Raw genomic sequence first — 21,203 nt, forward strand, 5'->3', positions numbered from 1 at the left:
CGCCCCTCCGGAGGATACGAATGGCACAGTCCGACGCCCTGCTCCAGGCCGCCCGCGAGGGCGCCGGGGAGCGCGAACTGCTGGACATCGACCTGCCCGCCCGCTTCCGCGCCGCGTTCACGCGCAAGGAGGAGGTCGGGATCTTCGAGGGCGAGACCGACAAGGACGTCCGCCGCTCGCTGCACGTCGGCGAGGTGGACATGCCCGAGCTGGCCCCCGACGAGTGCGTCGTCGCGGTGATGTCCGCGGCGATCAACTTCAACACCGTCTGGTCCGCGATCTTCGAGCCGATGCCGACGTTCGCGTTCCTGGAGCGGTTCGGCCGCCGGGGCTGGAACGCCTCGCGGCACGACCTGCCGTACCACATCCTCGGCTCCGACGGCGCGGGCGTCGTCGTGCGCACCGGTGCGGGCGTGAAGAACTGGAAGGTCGGCGACCGGGTCGTGCTCTCCCCGTCCTACGTGGACGAGGAGGACCACGGCTCCTACGACGACGGCATGATGAGCGAGACGCAGCTCGCCTGGGGCTTCGAGACGAACTTCGGCTCCCTCGGCGAGTACTGCATCGTCAAGGCCAACCAGCTCATCCACAAGCCGAAGCACCTGACGTGGGAGGAGGCGGGCTCCAACACGCTGTGCGCCGCCACCGCGTACCGGATGCTCGTCGGCAGCCACGGCGCGCGGATGAAGCAGGGCGACATCGTGCTGATCTGGGGCGCGACCGGCGGCCTCGGCTCGTACGCGACGCAGCTCGTCAAGAACGGCGGCGGCATCCCGGTCGCGGTCGTGTCGTCGGAGGCCAAGGCCGACATCGTCCGCGCGCAGGGCTGCGAGCACATCATCAACCGCAACGCCCTGGACCTCGGCGAACAGGGGCTGCGGCACCCGAAGGCGGGCCGCGTCCTGGGCGAGGCGATCCGCCGCCTCGTCGGGGAGGACCCCGGCATCACGTTCGAGTACCTGGGCCGGGAGACGTTCGGCGCGTCGGTGTACGTCACCAAGCGCGGCGGCAAGATCGTCACGTGCGGGTCGTCCACCGGGTTCCGCCACGAGTACGACAACCGCTACCTGTGGATGCGGCTCAAGAGCATCATCGGCTCGCACGGCTTCAACTACCACGAGGCCGTCCAGACGAACCGGCTGTTCTCGCTCGGGATGCTCCACCCGACGCTGTCGAAGGTGTTCCCGCTGGAGGGCGCGGGCGATGCGACGCGCGCCGTGCAGACCAACGCCCACATCGGCAAGGTCGCGGTCCTGTGCGGCGCGACCGCCGAGGGCCAGGGCGTGGACGACCCGGAGATGCGCGAGCGCATCGGCGAGGAGAAGCTGAACCTGTACCGCCGCTGAGCGGTCCCGTCGGCGTCCCGGAGCGTGCGCGTTCCGGGACGCCGCGAGTTTTTACCTTCCGCCAATCGCCGCTCCGGGCCGTCCGTTGTCCGGGGCGGTTTCGCGTTCTTGCAGGTCAGCGGCGTTCCGGGTGTGAGGGCCGCGCGGCGGGGCACGGCCGAAGCTGGTCGGAGGCGGTCCTAGACTTTGCTCGCAGCCGGGCGAAGAGTCATGATTTTGACCACACCAGCCACATAAGCGAGTTATTACCCCCCGTGTCGTGTCCGACGCAGTGGGGGACGACGCCGGGAGGACACGTGGCGGACGAGGGTTCCCCCGCCGAGCGACGCCCCTGGGCCGACCTGCCCCGGGACCTCGCCGAGAACATGCGGCCGCACCTCGACGAGGTGGCGGACGACATGATCCAGGAGATCCAGGCCCGCGTGCGCGAGTACGACCGGCCCGGCGACGGCTCCTACTCCGGCACCCTCCGCACTGCCGTCGAACGCGTCCTCCACTACTTCGTGGACCGCGTCGCGGACCCCGACCACGAGCCGAACTCCGTCAGCGACTTCTTCCGCGCCATCGGCCGCGGTGAGGCCGGCGAGGGCCGCAGCCTCGACTCGATGCAGACCGCGATGCGCGTCGGCGGGATGGTCGCCTGGCGGCGCATCACCGAGGGCGCGCACCACCTCAACGTCGCGCCGCGCACGCTCGGCGCGGTCGGCGAGGCGCTGATGATGTTCCAGGACGAGCTGGCCGTCGCCGCCGCCGAGGGGTACGCGCAGGCCAAGGCCGCGGTCGCGGGCGAGATGCAGCGCCGCCGCAAGCGGCTGCTGGACCTGCTGCTCGCGGACCCGCCCGCCGCGCCGGAGGCCATCGCGGACCTGGCCGCTGCCGCGCACTGGCCCGTCCCGCGCACGATCGCGGCCGTCGCGCTCGCGCGCCGCCACGCCGACAGCCGCCCGCAGGCGTTCCCCCAGGACATCCTCGTGGACCTCGGCCGCCGCAACCCCGCGCTGATCTTCCCGGACCCGGACGGGCCGGGCCGCGCGCGGCTCGTGGACCGGGCCCTCACCGGGATGCTCGCCGTCGTCGGCCCGACCGTGCCGCTCGGCGACGCCGCGCGGTCCATCGGCTGGGCGCGCAAGACGCTCGGGCTCGTGGAGCGCGGCGTCATCGAGGCCCCCGAGGCCGGGGTGATCCGCAGCGTCGAGCACATGTCCACGCTGATCCTGTTCCAGGACGAGGACCTGATCACCGGCCTCGCGGAACTGCGCCTCGCGCCGCTCGCGCATCTGCGCGCCAGCCAGCAGGACCGGCTCGCCGAGACGCTGCTGGCGTGGCTGCAGTCGGGGCGCAACGCCAACGAGGTCGCGATGCGGCTGCACGTCCACCCGCAGACCGTCCGGTACCGGCTGCGGCAGCTCGAAGAGCTGTTCGGCGACCAGCTCATGGACCCCGACCTGCGGTTCGACCTGGAGATCGTGCTGCGCGCCCGCGAGCTGCTCGCCGAGGGGCCGGGCGAGCACATGATCCCGACGGGCAAGGCGGCGTCGGGCGAGTCCGGCGAGGTCGTCACCTTCCGGCGCTGACCGGCGGCGGCCCGTCCGGGACCGCCGCCGGGTGTGCCGTCAGCAGTTGCTCTTCGGCTGCTTGCCCGCGAAGCGGTCGTCGAGGAACGTCAGCACGTCGCCGCTCTTCAGGACCATCTCCAGCGCGTGCTCGGCGAACCAGTCGCGCGACGTCTGGATCGTCGCGCCCTTGCCGCACCAGTCCTTGACGAGCTTGTCGTCCTGCGCGACGGGGACGATCTCGTCAATCTGTGCGTGGTAGTTGTAAACGGGCGCGGCGGGCGCGGCCCCGCCCATCGTGTTCGTCTTCAGGACGGCCTGCACGCGCGGCACCGCCAGCGGATCGGGCACCGTGCTGTACTGCGACAGCTTCTTGAACGCGTACGTGGTGAGCAGGCCGGTCAGGCACTGCCCCTTGGCCTCCTTGAGCGCCTTGCGGCCCTCGTCGTTCATCAGCGGGTCGAGGTCCATCTCCGGGTACTCGGCGGCGAGGCTCGTCGCGGCCGCCGCCTCGAAGCCGGAGAAGATCCCGCCGTCGATGGACCGCGCGACGGCCTCGGGGTCGGCCGGGGTGCCGCCCATCGCGACGCCCTTCAACGTGATCTCCGGCGCGTAGTCCGGCTGCATCTGCGCGGCCCAGCCGGTCGCCTGCGCGCCGCCGGAGTAGCCGCTGAGCGCCCACGGGTTGTCCTTGCCGACGCCCGCGACGCCGGTGACGTTCCGCACGGCGCGGATGCCGTCGAGCACGGCGTGCCCGGCCTGCGGACCGCCCATGAAGATCGACTTCGGTCCCTCGTGGTCGGGCATCGCGACGGCCCAGCCCCGGTCCAGCAGCGAGCCGGACAGCATCGCGCCCATGCCCGCGAGCGCGTCGCCCGACGTCAGCCCGTAGGACGGCGCGCACTGCGTGCCGGTGGAGTCCTCGGGGGCCTGCACCGAGACGATCGGGCGCGCGCCCGTTCCGGTCCACGCCTTCTTCGGCACGATCAGGCTCGTCACGTCGAGCTGCGCGGCCATGTGGGAGTCGTTGCTGCGGTAGGAGATCTGCCAGACGTCGGCCTTGGAGTCCATGTCCCCGACCTTCGGGGTGATCTTCCGCGTGGCGACGACCTGGCCGGGCTGATACGACGCGATGTTCGCGGGTGCCGCGTAGAACGGGTCCTGATCAGGCGGGACGGACCCGGCGGCGGGTCCGTCCGCCCGCGCGGGGACGGCGAACGCGGCGGCGGCGAGGCCGGCGGCGAGCGGCAGCGCGACGGCGGCGCGACGGGAGGGCAGGGCAGGGCGCATCGGCGCTCCTCGGTGGGACGGGGCGGGTTCGTCCCAGCACTGTGACGTGGCGCACGCGGCCGGACCAGAGTCACGGCATCGCAATCCGCCGCCCGACCTCGACCCCGTGTGACAAACGCGCGGCCCCTATTTTGGGACCGGCCAGGTGTGGACGGGTTCGTTCGCGCGCATGTGCTCGGCGTAGAGGCGGGTCATCGCGCGCAGCGCCGGATGGCGGGCGGTTCCGGCGCGCTCGAACGCCTCGACGGTCTTCGTCTGCCAGGCCGCGCCCGTCTGGCCCGTCACCGCGCGCCGCTCGATGATGCCGAGCAGCCGGTCGCGGCGGGCCGGGTCGACGCCCCACAGGTCCAGGCCGCGGTGCGCGAGCGGCAGCAGGCGCTCCAGCACGAGTTCGCTCGCCGGTACTTCGCCCATGCCGGGCCAGTACAGGACCGAGTCCATCCCGCCGCGCGCCGCCCGATGCAGGTTGTCCTCGGCGGCCGCGAACGACATCCGCGTCCACACCGGCCGCTCTTCCTCCGCGAGCGACCGCACGAGCCCGTAGTAGAAGGCCCCGTTCGCGACGACGTCGGCGGCCGTCGGCCCGGCGGGCAGCACCCGGTTCTCGACGCGCAGATGCGGACGGCCCTTCACGACCGCGTAGATCGGCCGGTTCCACCGGTAGACGGTCCCGTTGTGCAAGGACAGCTCGCCCAGTTCCGGGATGCCGCCCGCGTCCAGCACCTCGACGGGATCTTCGTCCTCGCAGAGCGGCAGCAGCGCCGGGAAGTACCGTGTGTTCTCCTCGAAGAGGTCGAACACCGACGTGATCCACCGCTCGCCGAACCACACGCGCGGCCGGACGCCCTGCGACTTCAGCTCTTCCGGGCGCGTGTCGGTGGACTGCTCGAACAGCGTGATCCGCGTCTCCTGGTGCAGCCGGTGCCCGAACAGGAACGGCGAGTTCGCCGCGAGCGCGACCTGCGGCCCGGCGATGGCCTGCGCCGCGTTCCAGTACGCGCCGAACTCGTCCGGGCTGACCTGCAGATGGAACTGCACGCTCGTGCAGGCGGCCTCGGGCAGGATCGTCTCGGTGTGGACGTGCAGCGGCTCGGGGCCGTCGATCGCGATGCGCATCTCCTCGCCGCGCGCCGCGACGATCTGGTCGTTCAGCATCTTGTAGCGCGCGTTGCCGGAGATGGCTTCCTCGCCGATGTCGCCCACGCGCAGCGTCGGCAGGATGCCGATCATGATCAGCCGCCCGCCGACTTCTTCGGCGCGCTCGTCGGCGTGCTCGACGCGGGCACGGACCTCCGTCTCCAGTTCACCGGTGCCCTGCCCGCCCAGTTCGCGCGGCGGAATGTTGATCTCCAGGTTGAACTGGCCCAGCTCCGTCGCCCACGCGGGATCGGCGATGGCCTTGAGCACGTCGGCGTTGCGCATCAGCGGGTCGCCGAGGGCGTCGACGAGGTTCAGCTCGATCTCCAGCCCGATGTGGGGGCGCTCGAACTCGAACTGCGACTCGCCGAGCATCCGGGCGAGCACGTCCAGGCAGCGCCGGACCTTCTCCCGGTAGCGCCGCCGGTCCTCCCCGTTGACGGTGACCGCCGTGACGTCCCTGCCCATGTGACCGTCCCTGCGTCCGGATGAAGTGTCACAAAACGGATGTCCCCGGTGGGCGGCCACGAAACCCGGCCTTGGTTTTCGGGTGCCCGTTTTGTGACCCGTGGGTACCTTGGTGTAATCGACGTCCGCGCGGGAGCGGGAGGACCATGCGGCTGCGACCCCGGTCGATCCGGGCACGCGACACGCTCGTGTCGGCCGTGCTCGCCGCGCTCGTGTTCGGGGCCGTCGCGTTCGCCGTCGACCTGTCCGTCCGGGCCGGCGTCCAGGCGTCCGTGCTCTCCCAGGTCCAGCAGGCCGCGCGGCGGGTCAGCGGCGGCGTCCGCGACGGGACGCTCAGCTCGCCCATCCCCGACGACACGCGCGGCCGCATCGCCATCCAGGTCGTCGCGCCCGGCGGCCGGATCGTCGACGCCACCGAGGCGACCGCCGGACGGCCGCTCCTCAGCCACCGCTGGCCGCCGCCCGACCACCGCGTCCAGGACTTCACGCAGTGCCGCGCCCGCGCCGGGCCCGGCAAGGACTGCGTGCTGCTGGAGGCGATCCGGGCGACCACCGCGCCGGACTCGGTGGTCGTCTACGCGGCGCGGCCCGTCCCCGGCTACCTGTCGAACGGGCTGCTGGAGACCGGGCTCGGGCTGCTCGTGCTGCTGCTGTCCGCGCTCGCCGCGTGGATCACCTGGCGCATCGTCGGCCGGACGCTGCGGCCCGTCGGGCTCATCCGCGCCCAGCTCGCCGAGATCAGCGGCAGCGACCTGTCCCGCCGCGTCCCCCAGCCCGCCGGGCAGGACGAGATCGCCCAGCTCGCCCGCACCGCCAACCAGACCCTCGACCGGCTCGAGCGCGCCGTCGCGCGACAGCGGCAGTTCGCCTCCGACGCGTCCCACGAACTGCGCACGCCCATCACCGGGCTCCGCGCCAACCTCGAGGACGCCGCGATGCACCCCGACGACACCGACCTGGTCGAGGTCGTCCGCACCGCGCTGCGCGACACCGACCGGCTGGAGTCGATCATCACCGACCTGCTGCTGCTCGCCCGCATCGGGACCGGCGGGACCGCCGCGCAGGAGTCCGTCGACCTCGGCGCGCTCGCCCGCGCGGAACTCGCGCGCCGCCCGGCCGTCCACGCGGTCCTCGCGGAGGGGGTCCGGGTGCGGGGGGTGCGGATGCAGCTCGTCCGGCTGCTGAACAACCTGCTCGACAACGCGGAGCGGTACGCGGGCGGGGCGGTCGAGGTCCGCGTCGCCCGCTCCGGCGGCGCGGCGCTCCTCACCGTCGCCGACGACGGGCCCGGCATCGCCCCCGCCGACCGCGAACGCGTCTTCGAACGCTTCACCCGCCTGGACTCCGCCCGCAGCCGGGGCGCGGGCGGCACCGGGCTCGGCCTCGCCATCGCCCGGGAGATCGCCCGCGCGCACGGCGGCGACCTGGTCATCGAGGACGCCTCCCGCGGCGCGCGCTTCGCGCTTCGCCTCCCCCTAGGCCCCGCCCGCTGATCCGTCCACACCCTGTGGACGGACAGGACCGAACCGCGCATGACGCGGGCGGCAGGCCACCGAGTTTGGGACACAACGGAGGTGCTGGTCAGGGGGACGCGGCGTAGGCGTACAGCCGGCCCGCCGCCTCGGACAGGTCGTTGGACGCGATCACGCACGCGGTGATGTGCGCGTTCAGCGCCGCGTACAGCCAGGGCGGGGTCGTCTCGCGGGCGCGCAGCCGGGCGGCGAGGGCGCGCAGGCTCCGGGCGCGGGCGGCGAGCGCGGCGGCGTCGGCGTCCAGCGTCCGCGCGTGGTCGATGACGGTGTCGCGGGGCTGCGGCATGGGGGTCTCCGGTCGGTCGGGCGCGGGTCAGGCGGGCGTGTCGCGCAGGCTCCGGTGCGCGGGGGAGACGACGCACAGCAGCGGCCGCGCCCCGTCGAGCCCGAGGTCGCGCAGGTGCCGCGCCAGCGGGTGCGCCGACGGGCCGACCGTGAGCCGCGCGCTCGGCGCGGGATGCGCGACCCGCCGCCCGCGCCGCTCCACGCATGCCCGGACGAGCGCCCGGTCCCGGAGGGCGTGGACGACGAGGTCCCGTGCCGCGACGGGCACGCCCGGTCCGAGCGCGCCGGTGAACGTCAGCACCGCGCCGTCCGCCGCGTCCGCCTCCGCCCGCACGCGGCGCGCGCCGCCCTCGACGCGCACGTCGCCGGTGTCGGCGGGGAGCCCGAACACCTCCCGCGCGACCGCGCACGCGAGGTCCGTCGAGACCAGTGAGGCCAGGAAGCACGTCGCGAACCGCTCCACGCGCGGGTCGCGCACGACGACGCCGACGTCCACTTCCAGATACCGCCCGAGGCTCGTCCGGCGGTGGTCGTAGGCGTGGACGGCGACCAGCGCCCGCCCGCCAACGGTCACCACGCGTCCGGCCCCGCCCAGCACGCGCCCCGCCGCACCCGCCTCGGCCGCGAAGTACGCGGTGAACGCGAACCCGTCCTCACAGCGCACCGGCAGTTCGACGCCCCCGCCCGCCACCGCAACGACCCGCCCGCCCAGGGCCCCGCCCGAGCCCGCTCCCTGCGCAGGCGGAACAAGCCCACGCGCCGCAGCGCCCGCAGTCGGTACAGGCCCGGTCCCGGGCCGTGGAGATGGCACAAGGCCGGTTGTGTCGGGCTGCGCTGTCGGGACGGACCCGTCCGCGCCGGGCCGCGCTGGCGTGCCGGACCCGGATCTCGCTGGCCCGCGCGGCGCCGGACGCGGCGTCGGGGCTGGTTCGCGGTCGTAGAGCTGGTACAGCCCCGTCCGCGTCACCGGCCCCCGGTAGGGCGCGAGCCGGGCGTCGATCGCGGCGCGTGCCTCGGGCAGGCGTTCGGCCAGGTCGGCGGTGTAGTGCTCGATGCTGTGGCACGCGGGGAACACGTCGGACGGGTCGCCGTAGTCCACCACGTACCAGTCGGGATGCAGGTCGAAGCAACTGCCCGCGCCCTGCCCGTCCAGGCTGGGGATCAGGTCGTGCCGGTTCGTGATGCTCGCGACCCACGTCCGGGGATCGGCCGGGGTCTTGAAGTCGACCGGCGACCCGACCGCCACGATGTGCGTGACGGTCCGCCGCGCGCAGAACGCCCGGTCCTGCGCGAGGCTGAGCACGGCCGCGCCGCCCGCGCTGTGCCCGACCAGCGCGATCTCGGCCCCGTCCGGCATGCCGAAGTCGTCGATCGCCTTGGCCAGCGCGCGGCTGTACGGCGCGCTGTCCAGCACGGTGCTGCTGAACGCGCCGAGCAGGTCCGCGGGCGACACGTCGTCCGGCCGCCCGAGCCGCATGCCGGGCACCTGGACGACGAACCGCGCCGCCCCGTCCGGCCCCGCCACGGCCTGCACCAGCACCCGGCCGGTCGGGCCGATCACGGCGATGTTGCCGAGGAACGCCAGCAGCGACCCCGACGACGCCAGCAGCGCGGCCTCCCGCGCGGACGGCTCGGTCCGCCGCGCCGCGCCCTCGCCCCGGTCCAGCGCGGCGACGGCCCGGTTGCTCAGCCCCGTCACCGGGTCGGCGGTCGCGGTCGCCGCGCCCGTCGCGATCAGCCACGCCGTCCGGTCGTTCAGCGGGTTGCGGTCGAGCAGCGCCCGCAGCGCCAGCACTTCGGAGAACACCGGTGCGAGCGCGGTCAGCGTCCGCGCCGCGCCCCGGTCGCGGACGAGCGCCACCAGCGCCCGCGCCGCCTCGACCTCGCGCGCGGCGGCGACCGCGTCGTTCAACCGACGCAGCATCGGGTCCGCCGCGAGGTCGGGTTCGGTGAGCGCGACCGCCGCGATGCGCAGCCGCAGCGACGTCGTCATGACGCGCACGGCCAGGCTCTCCGCCCGCACGACCTCGCCCAGCTTGCCGCCGAGCGTCCCGACCGGCCCGCCGGCCAGCGCGTACCCCAGCCCGCGCCGGTTCGTCACCGCGCGCAGCACCGCCCGCTGCGCCCGCAGGCCCGGGCCCGGCGCGCGGCGCAGCGTCCGGCCGACGTCGGTCAGCGCGGCGGTGGCGTGGACGGACGCCGCGCGGATCTCCTCCGCCGCCTCGGCCAGCTCCCGCGCGGCGGCGCGCAGCGCGGCGGCGTCGTCGAGCTCGGTCACAGCGCGCCCCGCCACGTCATGCTCACGAACCGCGGCTCGGGGTCCTCCGGGATGTTCCGGTGCAGGATGTCGGAGAGGTTCCGCGTCGCGCCGATAATCCGCATCCCGCACGGCGAGAACGTCTCCGCGCCGACCACGCGCGGCGCGAGCAGCGGGTTCGTGAGCGCCTGCGAGAACGCGTCGATCGCGATGATCTTCGTCAGCAGCGGCGGCAGGATCGCCTTCGCCGACCCCGGCTCCTCGGCGAACAGCCCGACGTACAGGTCGACGTCGTCCACGCTCCGGTACACCTCGCGCAGCGCGCCGCTCACTTTCGGATCGCCGCTGATCTGCTCGAACTCGCGCACTCCGGGGAACCGGCAGTGCTTCCGGTACGCGTTGTAAGGCGCGAGTTCCAGCGCCCGCGACCCCGCGATGCTCGCGACGTCCACCTCGCGCAGCACCGGGTCGGTGTTGAACAGCCCGATGCGCCCGGCGCGCTGCTCCGACGCGTCCTCGAACAGCCGCCCGAGCCCCGGGCCGGGCAGCAGCGCGCTCCCGAACAGCGTCGCGGCCAGCGGCATCTCCTGCCCGCCGACGTCCAGCGACGACGGGACGAGCTGATGCCACCGGTACACCAGGTTGAACTCCACCGACGCCCAGTTCTGCCGGTGCCACACGGCGCGCGCGAGCCGCGACGTCAGCGCCGGTTCCAGGACGAACCGGAAGTGGTACGGCGTGATGTGGTTGATGTACTCCTCGACGACCAGCTTGATGACCAGCGCGATCACGACGTTGCGCGCCGTCTGGAACAGCCGCTCGTCGTCCCACCGCGGGTTCTCGTCCGCGAGCAGCCGCGCGATCCGGTTGTGCTCCCGCAGGAACAGCACCGTCAGCATCGTGAAACCGACCTGGGTGTTGCCGCGGTCGCCGCCGAGGGCGAAAAGCGTGTCGCGCTGCCGCTCGTCCAGCAGGTCCATCCGGGCGACGCTCAGCGCCGCGAACTCCGGCCTGATCCGCCCCCGCTCGCACAGGTGCGGCGGGAACTCGCCGCCGTTGATCACCTGGCTCTTGAGCAGCCCGCCGTCGAACGCGCGGATCGCGGCGGTCGCCGCGTCGTCCAGGCCGTAGAGCTGGTTCAGGTCGATCTCGTGGTTGGAGCTGTTGATCCGCGGATCGCGCGGCAGTTTGGTGTCGCCGCGCAGGAACCCGTCGGTGAACCACTGCGCGAAGTAGGCGAACAGGACGGTCGAGCGCGGGCAGGGGATCATCGCGTCGCCGCGCGCGAACAGGTCGGCGGCGCGCTCGGGCGTCGGCCGCGCGGTGTCGTCGCCGGGGACGGGCGGCAGGTGGCGGCCCATGTACGACCGGTCCGTCAGCGACGACCACGACGTGTACGGCGCCATCGTGCTCAGCGGCTCGGGCCGCCCCGGCATCTCCCGGACGGCGCTGTCGATCAGCGCCGCGTTCAGCCGCAGCCGCACCGGGCGGACCGACTCGGCCAGCCGCCACAGCGGCGCGCCGTGCGTGAGCGCGAGGTAGCGCAGCCGGTTCTTCGCGCCGTCCGTCGCGATGGACCGCGCCTTCACCGTGCGCTCCCGCCGAGCCGCAGCGCGAACCGGTCGGGGAAGACGTCCCGGTCGCGGACGACGTCGCCCTCCGGCGGCGGCAGCAGGCCGACGCCGGGCCGCCGCAGCAGGCGGCGCGCGGTCTCGGCGATGACGGCCGCGCCCGGATGCGCGCCGACGCACGCGTGCGGGCCGTACCCGAAGTGCAGGTATACGTGCGGCGGACGATCCACGCGGAACGCGCCCGGGTCGGCCACCGCGTCCGGGTCGGACATCGCGGACCCGACCGCCGCGAGCACCGGTGTGCCCGCCGGGATCAGCGTCGCGCGCGGCGTCCCGGCGGCGAGGACGTGGTCGCGCTCGCAGGTCCGCACGATCACCGGCACGAACGGGTCGAGCCGCAGCGCCTCCCACACATAAGGCTCGAACCGGTCCGGGTCATGAGCCGCCGCGACGGCCGCCGCCCGGATCTCCGGATCGTCCAGCAGCCGACGCACGAGATGCGTCAGCGACCCCACCGCGTTCTCCAGGAACCCGAGCAGCAGCGCCGCGACGTTGACGACGACGCGCTCCTGCTCCCACGCGAGATCCGGCGGCAACTCCGTCCGCAGCAACCGGCCGAGGACGTCGCCGGCCGGGCGGGCGGAACCGGCGAGCGCTTCGCGGCGGCCCGCGACGAGTCCGCGCAGGTAGTCGGTCATCTCCGCGCCCGCCCGCACCGACGCGGCGTGGACCTCCGGATCGCCCGGCAGGTTCGCGGTGACGTCCGTCATGATCGTCCGCGACCAGCGGGCCGTCGTCGCCGGATCGGGGCCGGGGAAGCCGAAGTACTCCGCGCACACGCCGAGCGCGACAGGCCGGAACAGCGCGCCGACCGCGTCGATCCGGCCTGCGGCGGCGTCGAGGGCCGCATCGGCCAGGCCGCCCGCCAGCTCCCGGACCCGGCCGGTGTCGGCCGGGTCGAGGACGACCTGCATCAGGCCCTTCTCCCGCCAGTTCATCGGCGTCGCGTCGCGGCTGAGCATGACCGGCGCCCCGAGCGCGGCGTCCAGGCGCGGCGCGTACCCGGCGACGGTGAAGACGCGGTCGCGCGACAGCACCTCGACGACGTCCGCGTACCGGGTGACGAGCGCGAACGCGGGCGTCACCGCGATCGGCCGCGCCGCCCGCAGCTCGGCGAACAGCGCCTGTCGGTCCCCGTGCAGCCAGCCCGCCAGCAGCGCCGCCGCGGCCAGCGGATCGCGCGCGGACGCCGCGTCGTAGCGCGCCAGATACCCGTCTCCGGCCACCTGATCGACGTCGTTCATCCAGCCGGACCTCCGCTCGGGCACGTATCGCCCGCGGGAACGGCGCCGGACCGTCCCTTGACCTTCTGTAGGCGAAAGTTGGCCCACCGTAACAGCAAACATGGCCGTTCGCTACGACGAGTAGGTATTTGGGTTCGATGGGTGACTATTCATTGGCCTGCGGGTGACTACCGACTTGCCGTGCGTGGCCGTTCAATGAGCCACGGGCCGCGCGTTCGGCCCATTCCATGTGAAGGAGACGGAATGCCCGCATCCCCCGAACGGGCACCGGCCCCGCCTGTCGGAACCGCCCCCGTGCCGACCGCGCGGCGCACCGCCTACCTGATCGTGCTCGTGGTCCTCCCGCTGGTCGCGCTCGCCGCCGCGGCCGCCGTCGCCTGGGGGCGCGGAATCGGGCTCCGGGACGTGGCCATCGCCGTCGCCATGTACCTCGTCAGCATCTACGGCATCAGCGTCGGCTACCACCGGATGCTCACGCACCGCTCGTTCCGCGCGCGGCGGCCGCTGCGCCTCGCGCTCGCCGTCGCGGGCGGCCTCGCGCTGGAGGGCCCGGCCGCGCTGTGGGTGGCCGAGCACCGCCGCCACCACAAGTACGCGGACCGGCCCGGCGACCCGCACTCCCCGTGGGCGTACGGCGACGGCGGCCGCGCCCTGCTGCGCGGCCTCGCGCACGCGCAGGCCGGCTGGTTCTACACCGCGCGGCTGCGGTCCCGGCGCGAGCACTGGGCGCCGGACCTGCTCGCCGATCCCGACATCCGGCGGCTCGACGCCGCCTACCCGGCCGTCGCGGCGCTGTCGTTCCTGCTCCCGGCGGCGGTCGGCGGCCTGTGGTCGCTGTCCTGGACGGGCGCGCTGACGGCGCTGTTCTGGGGCGGGTTCGTGCGGTACGCCGTCGTCCACCACGTGACGTGGTCGGTGAATTCGGTCGCCCACGCGTTCGGCGGCCGGGACTTCGCGACGCGGGACCGCTCCACGAACGTCCGCTGGGTCGCGGTGCTGACGCTCGGCGAGGGCTGGCACAACTGGCACCACGCCGAGCCGACGTCCGCGCGGCACGGCGTCCTGAAAGGGCAGCACGATCCGAGCGCGTGGCTGATCCGCCGCTTCGAGCGCGCCGGATGGGCGTACGACGTCCGCTGGCCCGATCCGGCGCGGATCGAGGCCCGCCGCGCCGGGGCCGCCGCCGTCCGCTGAACGCGAGAGGGCCGTCCACAACCTGTGGACGGCCCTCTCGCGTTCGCCGGGAGGCGGGAGGTCAGGCGCGGACGGCCTGCACTTCGAGCTGGATGGCGACCTTGTCGCCCAGCAGCGCCTTGTCGCCGCCCAGCGGGACGTTGAACTCGATGCCCCAGTCCTTGCGGTTGATCTCGGTCTCGGCGGAGAAGCCGGCGCGGAAGCCGCCCCACGGGTCGTCGCCGACGCCGTTGAACTCGACGGCCAGGCTGACCGGACGGCTCACGCCGCGGATCGCCAGCTCGCCGTCCAGGTAGTGCGTCCCGCCCTCGGTGCGGATGCCGCGGCCGGTGAACGTCATCGTCGGGTGGTTCTCGACGTCGAGGACGTCGGCCGTGCGGACGTGGTTGTCGCGGTCGGCGTTGCGCGTGTCGATGGACGCCATCTGGATCTCGACGGTCGCGGTGGAGGCGCTGAGGTCCTCCGCGATCTCCAGCGAGCCGGAGAACTCGGTGAAGCTGCCGCGCACCTTGCTCATGAGGTGGCGGATGGCGAAGGTGACCTCGGAGTGCGAGGGGTCGATGTTCCAGGTGCCCGCGGTGAGGCCGGGGGCGACGGCGGCGGTGGGGGTGCTCATGGTGTCTCCCGTGTTTGTTGAACGCTCAACGATGACCGTTCCGACGTTAGTTGATTTTTCAAGAACCTGTCAATCGGGCCGGGCATTCCCCGCTCCACATACAGCGCGTACTGTTTGTTTCTGGATAGGCTGCGGGCATGCCGACTCCGACCCGTCCTCGCCGCACCCAGGAGGAACGCACCGCGGCGACGCGCGCCGCCCTGCTGGACGCCACGATCGAATGCCTCGTCGAGTACGGCTACCACGGCACGACCACGACGCGCGTCGTGGAGCGCGCGGGGGTCTCCCGGGGCGCGCAGGTCCACCACTTCCCCACGAAGAACGCGCTGGTCCTGGCCGCCGTGGAACACCTCGCCCGCAAGCGCGCGGCGAGCTTCCTGCGGCACGACCTCGACCGGCTCGCCGACGCCGACGACCGCGTCGGCCGCGCGCTGGACCTCGTCTGGGAGGTGTACCAGGGACCGCTGTTCGAGGCGTCGATGGAACTGTGGGTCGCCTCGCGCACCGACCCGGACCTGCGCGAACACGTCGCCCGCCTCGAACGCGACGTCACCGCGGGCATCCTGGAGATCGGCCGCGCGCTGATCGGGGACCGCGTCGAGGACCCCGAGATCCGCGGCGACCTCTACCTGGTGCTGGAGACGGTGCGCGGGCTGCGGATGCACCAGTTCGTCCACCCGGCCACCGAGGAGCGCATCCGCGACCGGTGGACGCGCAGCCGGGAGCGGCTGCGGCTGGTCGTCGCCCGCTGGGCGCTCGACTGACGGCGGTTCAGTCCTTGGGGGAGCGGACGGTCCGGAGCGTCCCCGTGCCGGGCCACGCCGCCGGCCAGCCGCCGTCGAAGTCGATCACCGACAGCGTGCAGGTCGGGTAGGCGGACGGGCCTTCGCCCGCGAGGTCGTACACGAGCTGCTGCATCGACGGGTTGTGCCCGACGACCAGCAGCGTCCGGGCGTTCTCCGGGGCCTCCCGGACGAGCCGCGCGGCCACGTCCACGTCGTTGTCGTACAGCAGCGGCTCGTACGCGACGTCCGCGTCCAGCGCCAGGCCGTCCAGCGTCTCGCGGGTGCGGACGGCGGTGGAGCAGAGCACCGCGTCCGGGACGAGCCCCCGCGCGCGCAGCCACTCGCCCGCCGCAGCGGCGTCGCGCCGCCCGCGCGGGGCGAGCGGCCGGGCGGCGTCGGCCATGTCGTCGCCGTCCACGGCCTTGGCGTGCCGCAGGACGAGCAGCGTCACGCCGCGGTCGTCCGCCATCAGGCCACCAGCGCCGCGAGTCCCCACAGCGCGAGCATGATCGCGAGCATCCCGCCGAGGATGATCGCCATGCCCTTCGGGCCCGACATCGTTGCCTTCTCGCCGCTCACCGGGCGACCTCCTCCGCTACCGCGCGCCACGACCGCGCGCACCCCACCAGCGTACGGCCGCCCCCGCGTGCCCCGCCCGGAGACCCGCTCCCGAACACCGCCGCCCGCCCGGACGCCCGGTCCGGGCGGGCGGCGGCGCGGGTCAGCCGGACGTGACGCCCTCCGACCCAGGGCCGCCATCGGCCGCGGTCTCCGCGTCCGAAGCGGGCTCGGCCGCGTCGGACTCCGCCTCGGGGACGGGAGCCGAGGCGCCCGCGGCCACCGGCTTCGGTGCGGGTCCGGCCGACGCGGCGCCGTCCGGATCGGGCCTGCCGTCCGGCGCCGGCTCTGCGTCCGGCGCGGGTCCGGCCGCGTCGGGTTCCGCCTCGGCCGCGTTCTCGGGGACGCCGCCCGCCGGGACGGGCACGGCCGCGCCGACCGGCTCCGGCGCGGGTCGCGGCCCGGGGACGGCGGGTTCGGCCGACGCGATCGGGTCCGCGCGCCGCTTGGAGACCACGATCGCCGCGACCACCACCGCGAGCGCCCCGACCGGGATCAGCACCCGCAGCCAGACGTTCCCGGCATAAGTGACGACCGCGTCCGCGACGAGCAGCGCGACGAGGTTCATCACCTTGATCAGCGGGTTGATGGCGGGCCCGGCGGTGTCCTTGAACGGGTCGCCGACGGTGTCGCCGATGACCGTCGCCGCGTGCGCCTCGCTGCCCTTGCCGCCGAGTTCGCCCTCCTCGACGAGCTTCTTGGCGTTGTCCCACGCCCCGCCGGAGTTGGCGAGGAAGACGGCCATGAGCACGCCCGCCGCGATGGCCCCGCCGAGGAACGCCCCGAGCGGCGCGTACCCGAGCGCGAAGCCGACCGCGATCGGCGTCAGGATCGCGAGCAGGCCGGGCGTGGCGAGCTCGCGCTGCGCGTCCCGCGTGCAGATGTCCACGACGCGGTCGTAGTCGGGCTTCTCGGTGTAGTCCATGATCCCGGGCTTGGTGCGGAACTGCTCGCGCACCTCCACCACGACGCGTCCGGCCGCGCGGCCCACCGCCATGATCGCCAGCCCGGCGAACAGGAACACCACGGCCGCCCCGGCGATCACGCCGATGAGGACGTTCGGGCTGTCGATCGACAGGCTGAACTTCGCGAACGGGCCGAGCGCGTCCCGCGCGTCCTGCCCGGCGTCGGCCAGCGCGTCGACGACCGTCGTGCGGAACGAGCCGAACAGCGCGGTCGCCGCGAGGACGGCCGTCGCGATGGCGATGCCCTTGGTGATGGCCTTGGTCGTGTTGCCGACCGCGTCGAGCCGCTCCAGCACGGTCGCGGCCTCGCCCGTCACGTCGCCGGACATCTCCGCGACGCCCTGCGCGTTGTCCGACACCGGCCCGAACGTGTCCATCGACACGATGACGCCGACGGTCGTGAGCAGCCCCGTCCCGGCCATCGCCACGGCGAACAGCGCGACGGTCGTGTTGCCGAAGCCCAGCAGGAACGCGCCGTACACGGCCGCGCCGATCACGACGGCCGTGTAGACGGCCGACTCCAGCCCGAGCGAGATCCCCGACAGGATGACGGTCGCGGGCCCGGTCCGCGCGCTCCCGGTGACCTCGCGGACGGGCTTGCGGTTCGTCTCGGTGAAGTAGCCGGTGAGGAGCTGGATGGCGCTCGCGAGGACGATCCCGATCAGCACCGCGCCGAGCGCGACCCATCGCGGGTCGGCGTCCAGCGCCCGCACCTTCGGGTCCGACACCCCGGAAAGCTCGGCGAACGACGACGGAAGGTAGCTGAACGCCGCGACGGCCACCAGCACCGCCGACACGATCGCCGAGACGAAGAAGCCCCGGTTGATCGCGGACATCCCCGACCGGTCGCGGGCGCGCGGCGCGACGGCGAAGATCCCGATCACGGCCGTGATCACGCCGATCATCGGCACGACGAGCGGGAAGACGAGCCCTTCCTGGCCGAACGCGGCGGTGCCGAGGATCAGCGCGGCGACCAGCGTCACCGCGTACGACTCGAACAGGTCGGCGGCCATCCCCGCGCAGTCGCCGACGTTGTCCCCCACGTTGTCGGCGATCGTCGCGGCGTTGCGCGGGTCGTCCTCGGGGATGCCCTGCTCGACCTTCCCGACGAGGTCCGCGCCGACGTCGGCGGCCTTGGTGAAGATGCCGCCCCCGACCCGCATGAACATCGCGAGCAGCGCGGCCCCGAACCCGAAGCCCTCCAGGACCTTCGGCGCCTCCCCCTGGTAGGCGAGCACGACGACGGCCGCGCCGAACAGGCCGAGGCCGACGGTACACATGCCGGCGACGCCGCCCGTCCGGAACGCGATGCGCATCGCCGCGCGCTCGCCGCCGTCCTCGCGCGCGGCGGCCGCGACCCGGACGTTGCCGCGGACGGCGAGCCACATGCCGATGAACCCGGTCGCCGCCGAGAACAGCGCGCCGACGACGAAGAACACCGAGCGCCCGACGCGCTCGCCCGTCGAGTCGGCGGGGAGCAGGAGCAGGACCAGCGGGATCAGCACGACGAACACCGCGACCGTGCGGAACTGGCGTTTCAGATAGGCGAGCGCGCCCTCCTGCACGGCGCGGGAGATGTTCTGCATCTTCTCGGTGCCCTGGCCGGCGGCCAGGACCTCGCGGACCAGGACCGCGGCGACGGCCAGGGCCAGCAGCGCGACGACGGCCACGACGACGACCAGAGTGAGGTCGCCGCCGCCGAGATCGAGATCCGCTCCGGACGGGCTCGACAGGGAATGCCCGGACATCCGTCCTCCTCGACTGGGGGGAAATGCCGATCACCGCAAACGGTGATCTTTACCCTGTACCCAGGAAACGTGATGAAGAACACACGTCCCGGGTTGCCGAAAGGTGGCCGTCGGGCATCGGGGAGGACGTGCTCAACACGCGCCACGACGAGCAAGAAGGGCATCATGTGCCCAGGTGGGAGGCAGGTTCTGTGAGATTCTGAAAGCCGACACAAAAGAACACGCGCCACTTTGATGGCGCATTTTTAATTCCATCACTCGGCACGCTCGCGCAACACCAGGCCCGGTGAGCGCACAAAAAACCGGCCGGGCGCGGGAGGCAATCCCGTGCCCGGCCGGCGCGTGCCGCCGTCAGTCGCCGAGTTCGGCCAGCCCGTCCTTGATCACGACGTCCCCGGAGCTGGACGTCGACTCGAACGCGAACACCCCGGAATCCCGCCGCCAGATCCGCGTGGTGACGTCCTGCCCGGGCAGCACCGGCTTGGAGAACCGCACCGCCAGCCGCCTGAGGCGCGCGGGGTCGCCCGCCGCGGCGGACTCGACCACCGCGCGCGAGGTGAACGCCATCGTGCAGAGCCCGTGCGCGATGATGCCGGGCAGCCCGGCGGACTTCGCGAACTCGTCGTCCAGGTGGATCGGCATCGGGTCGCCGGACGCCTCCGCGTACCGGAACGTCTGGTCGTCGTCCACGTGCTGGGTGACCTCCGCGAACGGTCCGTCCGCGCGCAGTTCCTCGGGGAACCGGTGGGCGGGGGCCAGTTCGCCGAGCGTCTCCCCGGCCTGGAAGCCGCGGAAGAATGAGACCATCCACTGCTCGTTGACGAGTTCGCCGCCGTCGGTGCGGCTCTCCAGCTTCACCGACACGGTCGTCCCGGACGACTTGGAGGAGAAGCCCGTCACCTTGGCGCGCGACACCAGCGTGGTGCCCGGGACGATCGGGCGGTGGAACACCATGTCCTGCTCGCCGTGGACGACGAACGGGATGAGGCTGTCCGGCACGACCTGGAACAGCGGCGCGATCATGCCCTCGAACACCGGGACGATCGCGAACACCGGCGGGGCCATCGTCCCGTCCAGGTAGCGCGGGTTGGGGTCGTTGGTCGCCTCCGCGTAGGCGACGGTGCGGTCCCGCTCGACCTTGAACTCGAACGGGTCGCTCCAGACGCCGAGGCGTTCGGTGTTCAGCTGCGGCTCGGTCATGGGCACCTCCGGAAGGGCTCCGAGGAACATACAGGTCTGACGGTTTCTCAACGCGGCGGCGGGGCGGCAAGAAACATACAATCTTGACTGTATCTTCCCCGGCGGCCTAGGGTCGCGGCATCACGAGGGAGGCGCGTCACATGACCAACAGGACCTTTGTCGTCGGCGTCGGCATGACGAAGTTCGAGAAGCCCGGCAGCCGGGAGTGGGACTACCCGGACATGGCCCGCGAGTCCGGCACCAAGGCCCTGGCGGACGCGGGCATCGCCTACGACCGCATCCAGCAGGCGTACGTCGGCTACGTCTACGGCGAGTCCACGTCCGGCCAGCGGGCGGTCTACGAGCTGGGCGTGACGGGCATCCCCGTCGTCAACGTCAACAACAACTGCTCGACCGGCTCCACCGCGCTGTTCCTCGCGCGCCAGGCCGTCAGGTCGGGCGTCGCCGACTGCGTCCTCGCGCTGGGCTTCGAGAAGATGCAGAAGGGCTCCCTCGGCTCCACCTACGAGGACCGCGAGCAGCCGATGCTCAACCACCTCAAGGAGCTGTTCCCGCTCTACGAGTGGGCGGGCGAGCCCATCGCGCCGTACATGTTCGGCGCCGCCGGGCGCGAGCACATGGAGAAGTACGGCACCACCGCCGAGCAGTTCGCCAAGATCGGCTGGAAGAACCACAAGCACTCGGTGAACAACCCGTACGCGCAGTTCCAGGACGAGTACAGCCTGGACGACATCAAGGCCGCGCGCACCGTCTACGACCCGCTCACCAAGCTCCAGTGCTCGCCCACCTCCGACGGGTCCGGCGCGGCGGTCATCGCCAGCGAGCGGTTCGTGGACGAGCACGACCTGTGGGACCGCGCCGTCGAGATCGCGGGCCAGTCGATGGTCACCGACACGGCCGCGACGTTCTCGTCCAAGAGCGCGATCACCATCGTCGGCGCGGAGATGAGCGCGCTCGCCGCCCGCCAGGCGTACGACGAGGCCGGGATGGGCGCGGACGACGTCCAGGTCGTGGAGCTGCACGACTGCTTCTCCACCAACGAGCTGATCACCTACGAGGCGCTCGGCCTGGCCGCCGAGGGCGAGGGCGGCAAGCTCGTCGACAGCGGCGACAACACCTACGGCGGCCGCTGGGTCGTCAACCCCTCCGGCGGCCTGATCTCCAAGGGCCACCCGCTGGGCGCGACGGGCCTCGCGCAGTGCGCCGAGTTGACCTGGCAGATCCGCGGCAAGGCCGACGCCCGGCAGGCCGGCGAGGTCACCGGCGGCCTGCAGCACAACATCGGCCTCGGCGGCGCGGCGGTCGTGACCGTCTACCGGCCCGCCCGCTGACGT

The 21,203-nt window shown here is 73.1% G+C and carries 16 protein-coding genes; 6 read left to right on the forward strand and 10 right to left on the reverse strand.

Translation table 11 applies throughout. The features are described from left to right. Nucleotides 1-20 precede the first annotated feature (20 nt). Entirely contained in the window at nucleotides 21-1,346 is a 1,326-nt protein-coding gene (ccrA, locus tag G339_RS0114395; protein WP_019631779.1) for a crotonyl-CoA carboxylase/reductase, read from the forward strand. Between the two features lie 296 nt (nucleotides 1,347-1,642). After that, nucleotides 1,643-2,920 carry a PucR-like N-terminal domain-containing protein gene (locus G339_RS0114400; RefSeq protein ID WP_019631780.1) on the forward strand — a complete coding sequence of 426 codons (1,278 nt, stop codon included), beginning with the start codon at nucleotides 1,643-1,645 and terminating at the stop codon, nucleotides 2,918-2,920. A gap of 39 nt (nucleotides 2,921-2,959) precedes the next feature. Here G339_RS0114400 and G339_RS0114405 read toward each other — a convergent pair whose 3' ends face one another. Both G339_RS0114405 and G339_RS0114410 read right to left on the reverse strand, forming a co-directional pair. Next, on the reverse strand, nucleotides 2,960-4,189 hold the full coding sequence (locus tag G339_RS0114405; protein WP_019631781.1) for a lipase family protein: 1,230 nt from the start codon (nucleotides 4,187-4,189) through the stop codon (nucleotides 2,960-2,962). Nucleotides 4,190-4,315: 126 nt separating this feature from the next. Next, nucleotides 4,316-5,794, reverse strand: coding sequence for a glutamate-cysteine ligase family protein (locus G339_RS0114410; protein WP_019631782.1), 1,479 nt, complete (start codon nucleotides 5,792-5,794; stop codon nucleotides 4,316-4,318). A gap of 146 nt (nucleotides 5,795-5,940) precedes the next feature. Here G339_RS0114410 and G339_RS0114415 point away from each other — a divergent pair, with 146 nt between their 5' ends. Next, the gene (locus G339_RS0114415; protein ID WP_019631783.1) at nucleotides 5,941-7,287 is read left to right on the forward strand and encodes a sensor histidine kinase; all 1,347 of its coding nucleotides are present in this window, start codon (nucleotides 5,941-5,943) and stop codon (nucleotides 7,285-7,287) included. An 88-nt stretch (nucleotides 7,288-7,375) separates the two neighbouring features. Here the strand turns inward: G339_RS0114415 and G339_RS0114420 are convergent, their stop codons facing one another. From G339_RS0114420 to G339_RS0114435, 4 genes are read right to left on the reverse strand one after another with little or no spacing between them, the layout of a single operon-like run. Further along, the gene (locus G339_RS0114420) at nucleotides 7,376-7,612 is read right to left on the reverse strand and encodes a hypothetical protein (RefSeq protein ID WP_019631784.1); all 237 of its coding nucleotides are present in this window, start codon (nucleotides 7,610-7,612) and stop codon (nucleotides 7,376-7,378) included. Between the two features lie 27 nt (nucleotides 7,613-7,639). Beyond that, the gene (locus G339_RS0114425) at nucleotides 7,640-9,889 is read right to left on the reverse strand and encodes an acetoacetate decarboxylase family protein (RefSeq protein WP_157407662.1); all 2,250 of its coding nucleotides are present in this window, start codon (nucleotides 9,887-9,889) and stop codon (nucleotides 7,640-7,642) included. Then, complete coding sequence (locus G339_RS0114430; protein WP_019631786.1) at nucleotides 9,886-11,457, reverse strand: peroxidase family protein; 1,572 nt, start codon at nucleotides 11,455-11,457, stop codon at nucleotides 9,886-9,888. The genes G339_RS0114425 and G339_RS0114430 overlap by 4 nt, the downstream gene beginning before the upstream one ends. Beyond that, entirely contained in the window at nucleotides 11,454-12,743 is a 1,290-nt protein-coding gene (locus tag G339_RS0114435) for a cytochrome P450 (protein ID WP_019631787.1), read from the reverse strand. The genes G339_RS0114430 and G339_RS0114435 overlap by 4 nt, the downstream gene beginning before the upstream one ends. A gap of 294 nt (nucleotides 12,744-13,037) precedes the next feature. Between G339_RS0114435 and G339_RS0114440 the strand changes: the two genes are divergently transcribed. Beyond that, nucleotides 13,038-13,937: an acyl-CoA desaturase gene (locus tag G339_RS0114440; protein ID WP_019631788.1), complete on the forward strand. Its 900-nt coding sequence runs from the start codon at nucleotides 13,038-13,040 to the stop codon at nucleotides 13,935-13,937. A gap of 61 nt (nucleotides 13,938-13,998) precedes the next feature. On the opposite strand, the gene G339_RS0114445 is transcribed toward G339_RS0114440, so the two are convergent. Next, nucleotides 13,999-14,553 carry a YceI family protein gene (locus G339_RS0114445; RefSeq protein WP_019631789.1) on the reverse strand — a complete coding sequence of 185 codons (555 nt, stop codon included), beginning with the start codon at nucleotides 14,551-14,553 and terminating at the stop codon, nucleotides 13,999-14,001. Nucleotides 14,554-14,690: 137 nt separating this feature from the next. On the opposite strand from G339_RS0114445, the gene G339_RS0114450 reads away from it, so the two are divergent. Next, on the forward strand, nucleotides 14,691-15,317 hold the full coding sequence (locus tag G339_RS0114450) for a TetR/AcrR family transcriptional regulator (RefSeq protein ID WP_019631790.1): 627 nt from the start codon (nucleotides 14,691-14,693) through the stop codon (nucleotides 15,315-15,317). Between the two features lie 7 nt (nucleotides 15,318-15,324). On the opposite strand, the gene G339_RS0114455 is transcribed toward G339_RS0114450, so the two are convergent. From G339_RS0114455 to G339_RS0114470, 3 genes are all read right to left on the reverse strand, one after another. Continuing rightward, nucleotides 15,325-15,807 (reverse strand): SixA phosphatase family protein, encoded by a 483-nt coding sequence (locus G339_RS0114455; RefSeq protein WP_019631791.1) that lies wholly within the window; start codon nucleotides 15,805-15,807, stop codon nucleotides 15,325-15,327. Between the two features lie 252 nt (nucleotides 15,808-16,059). Further along, complete coding sequence (locus tag G339_RS0114465; RefSeq protein ID WP_019631793.1) at nucleotides 16,060-18,669, reverse strand: sodium-translocating pyrophosphatase; 2,610 nt, start codon at nucleotides 18,667-18,669, stop codon at nucleotides 16,060-16,062. Nucleotides 18,670-19,020: 351 nt separating this feature from the next. Beyond that, on the reverse strand, nucleotides 19,021-19,869 hold the full coding sequence (locus G339_RS0114470; RefSeq protein WP_019631794.1) for a MaoC/PaaZ C-terminal domain-containing protein: 849 nt from the start codon (nucleotides 19,867-19,869) through the stop codon (nucleotides 19,021-19,023). Between the two features lie 140 nt (nucleotides 19,870-20,009). On the opposite strand from G339_RS0114470, the gene G339_RS0114475 reads away from it, so the two are divergent. Then, entirely contained in the window at nucleotides 20,010-21,200 is a 1,191-nt protein-coding gene (locus tag G339_RS0114475) for a lipid-transfer protein (RefSeq protein WP_019631795.1), read from the forward strand. The last annotated feature ends 3 nt before the right edge of the window (nucleotides 21,201-21,203 follow it).

This window comes from Actinomadura atramentaria DSM 43919 (assembly GCF_000381885.1).
Classification (GTDB): domain Bacteria; phylum Actinomycetota; class Actinomycetes; order Streptosporangiales; family Streptosporangiaceae; genus Spirillospora; species Spirillospora atramentaria.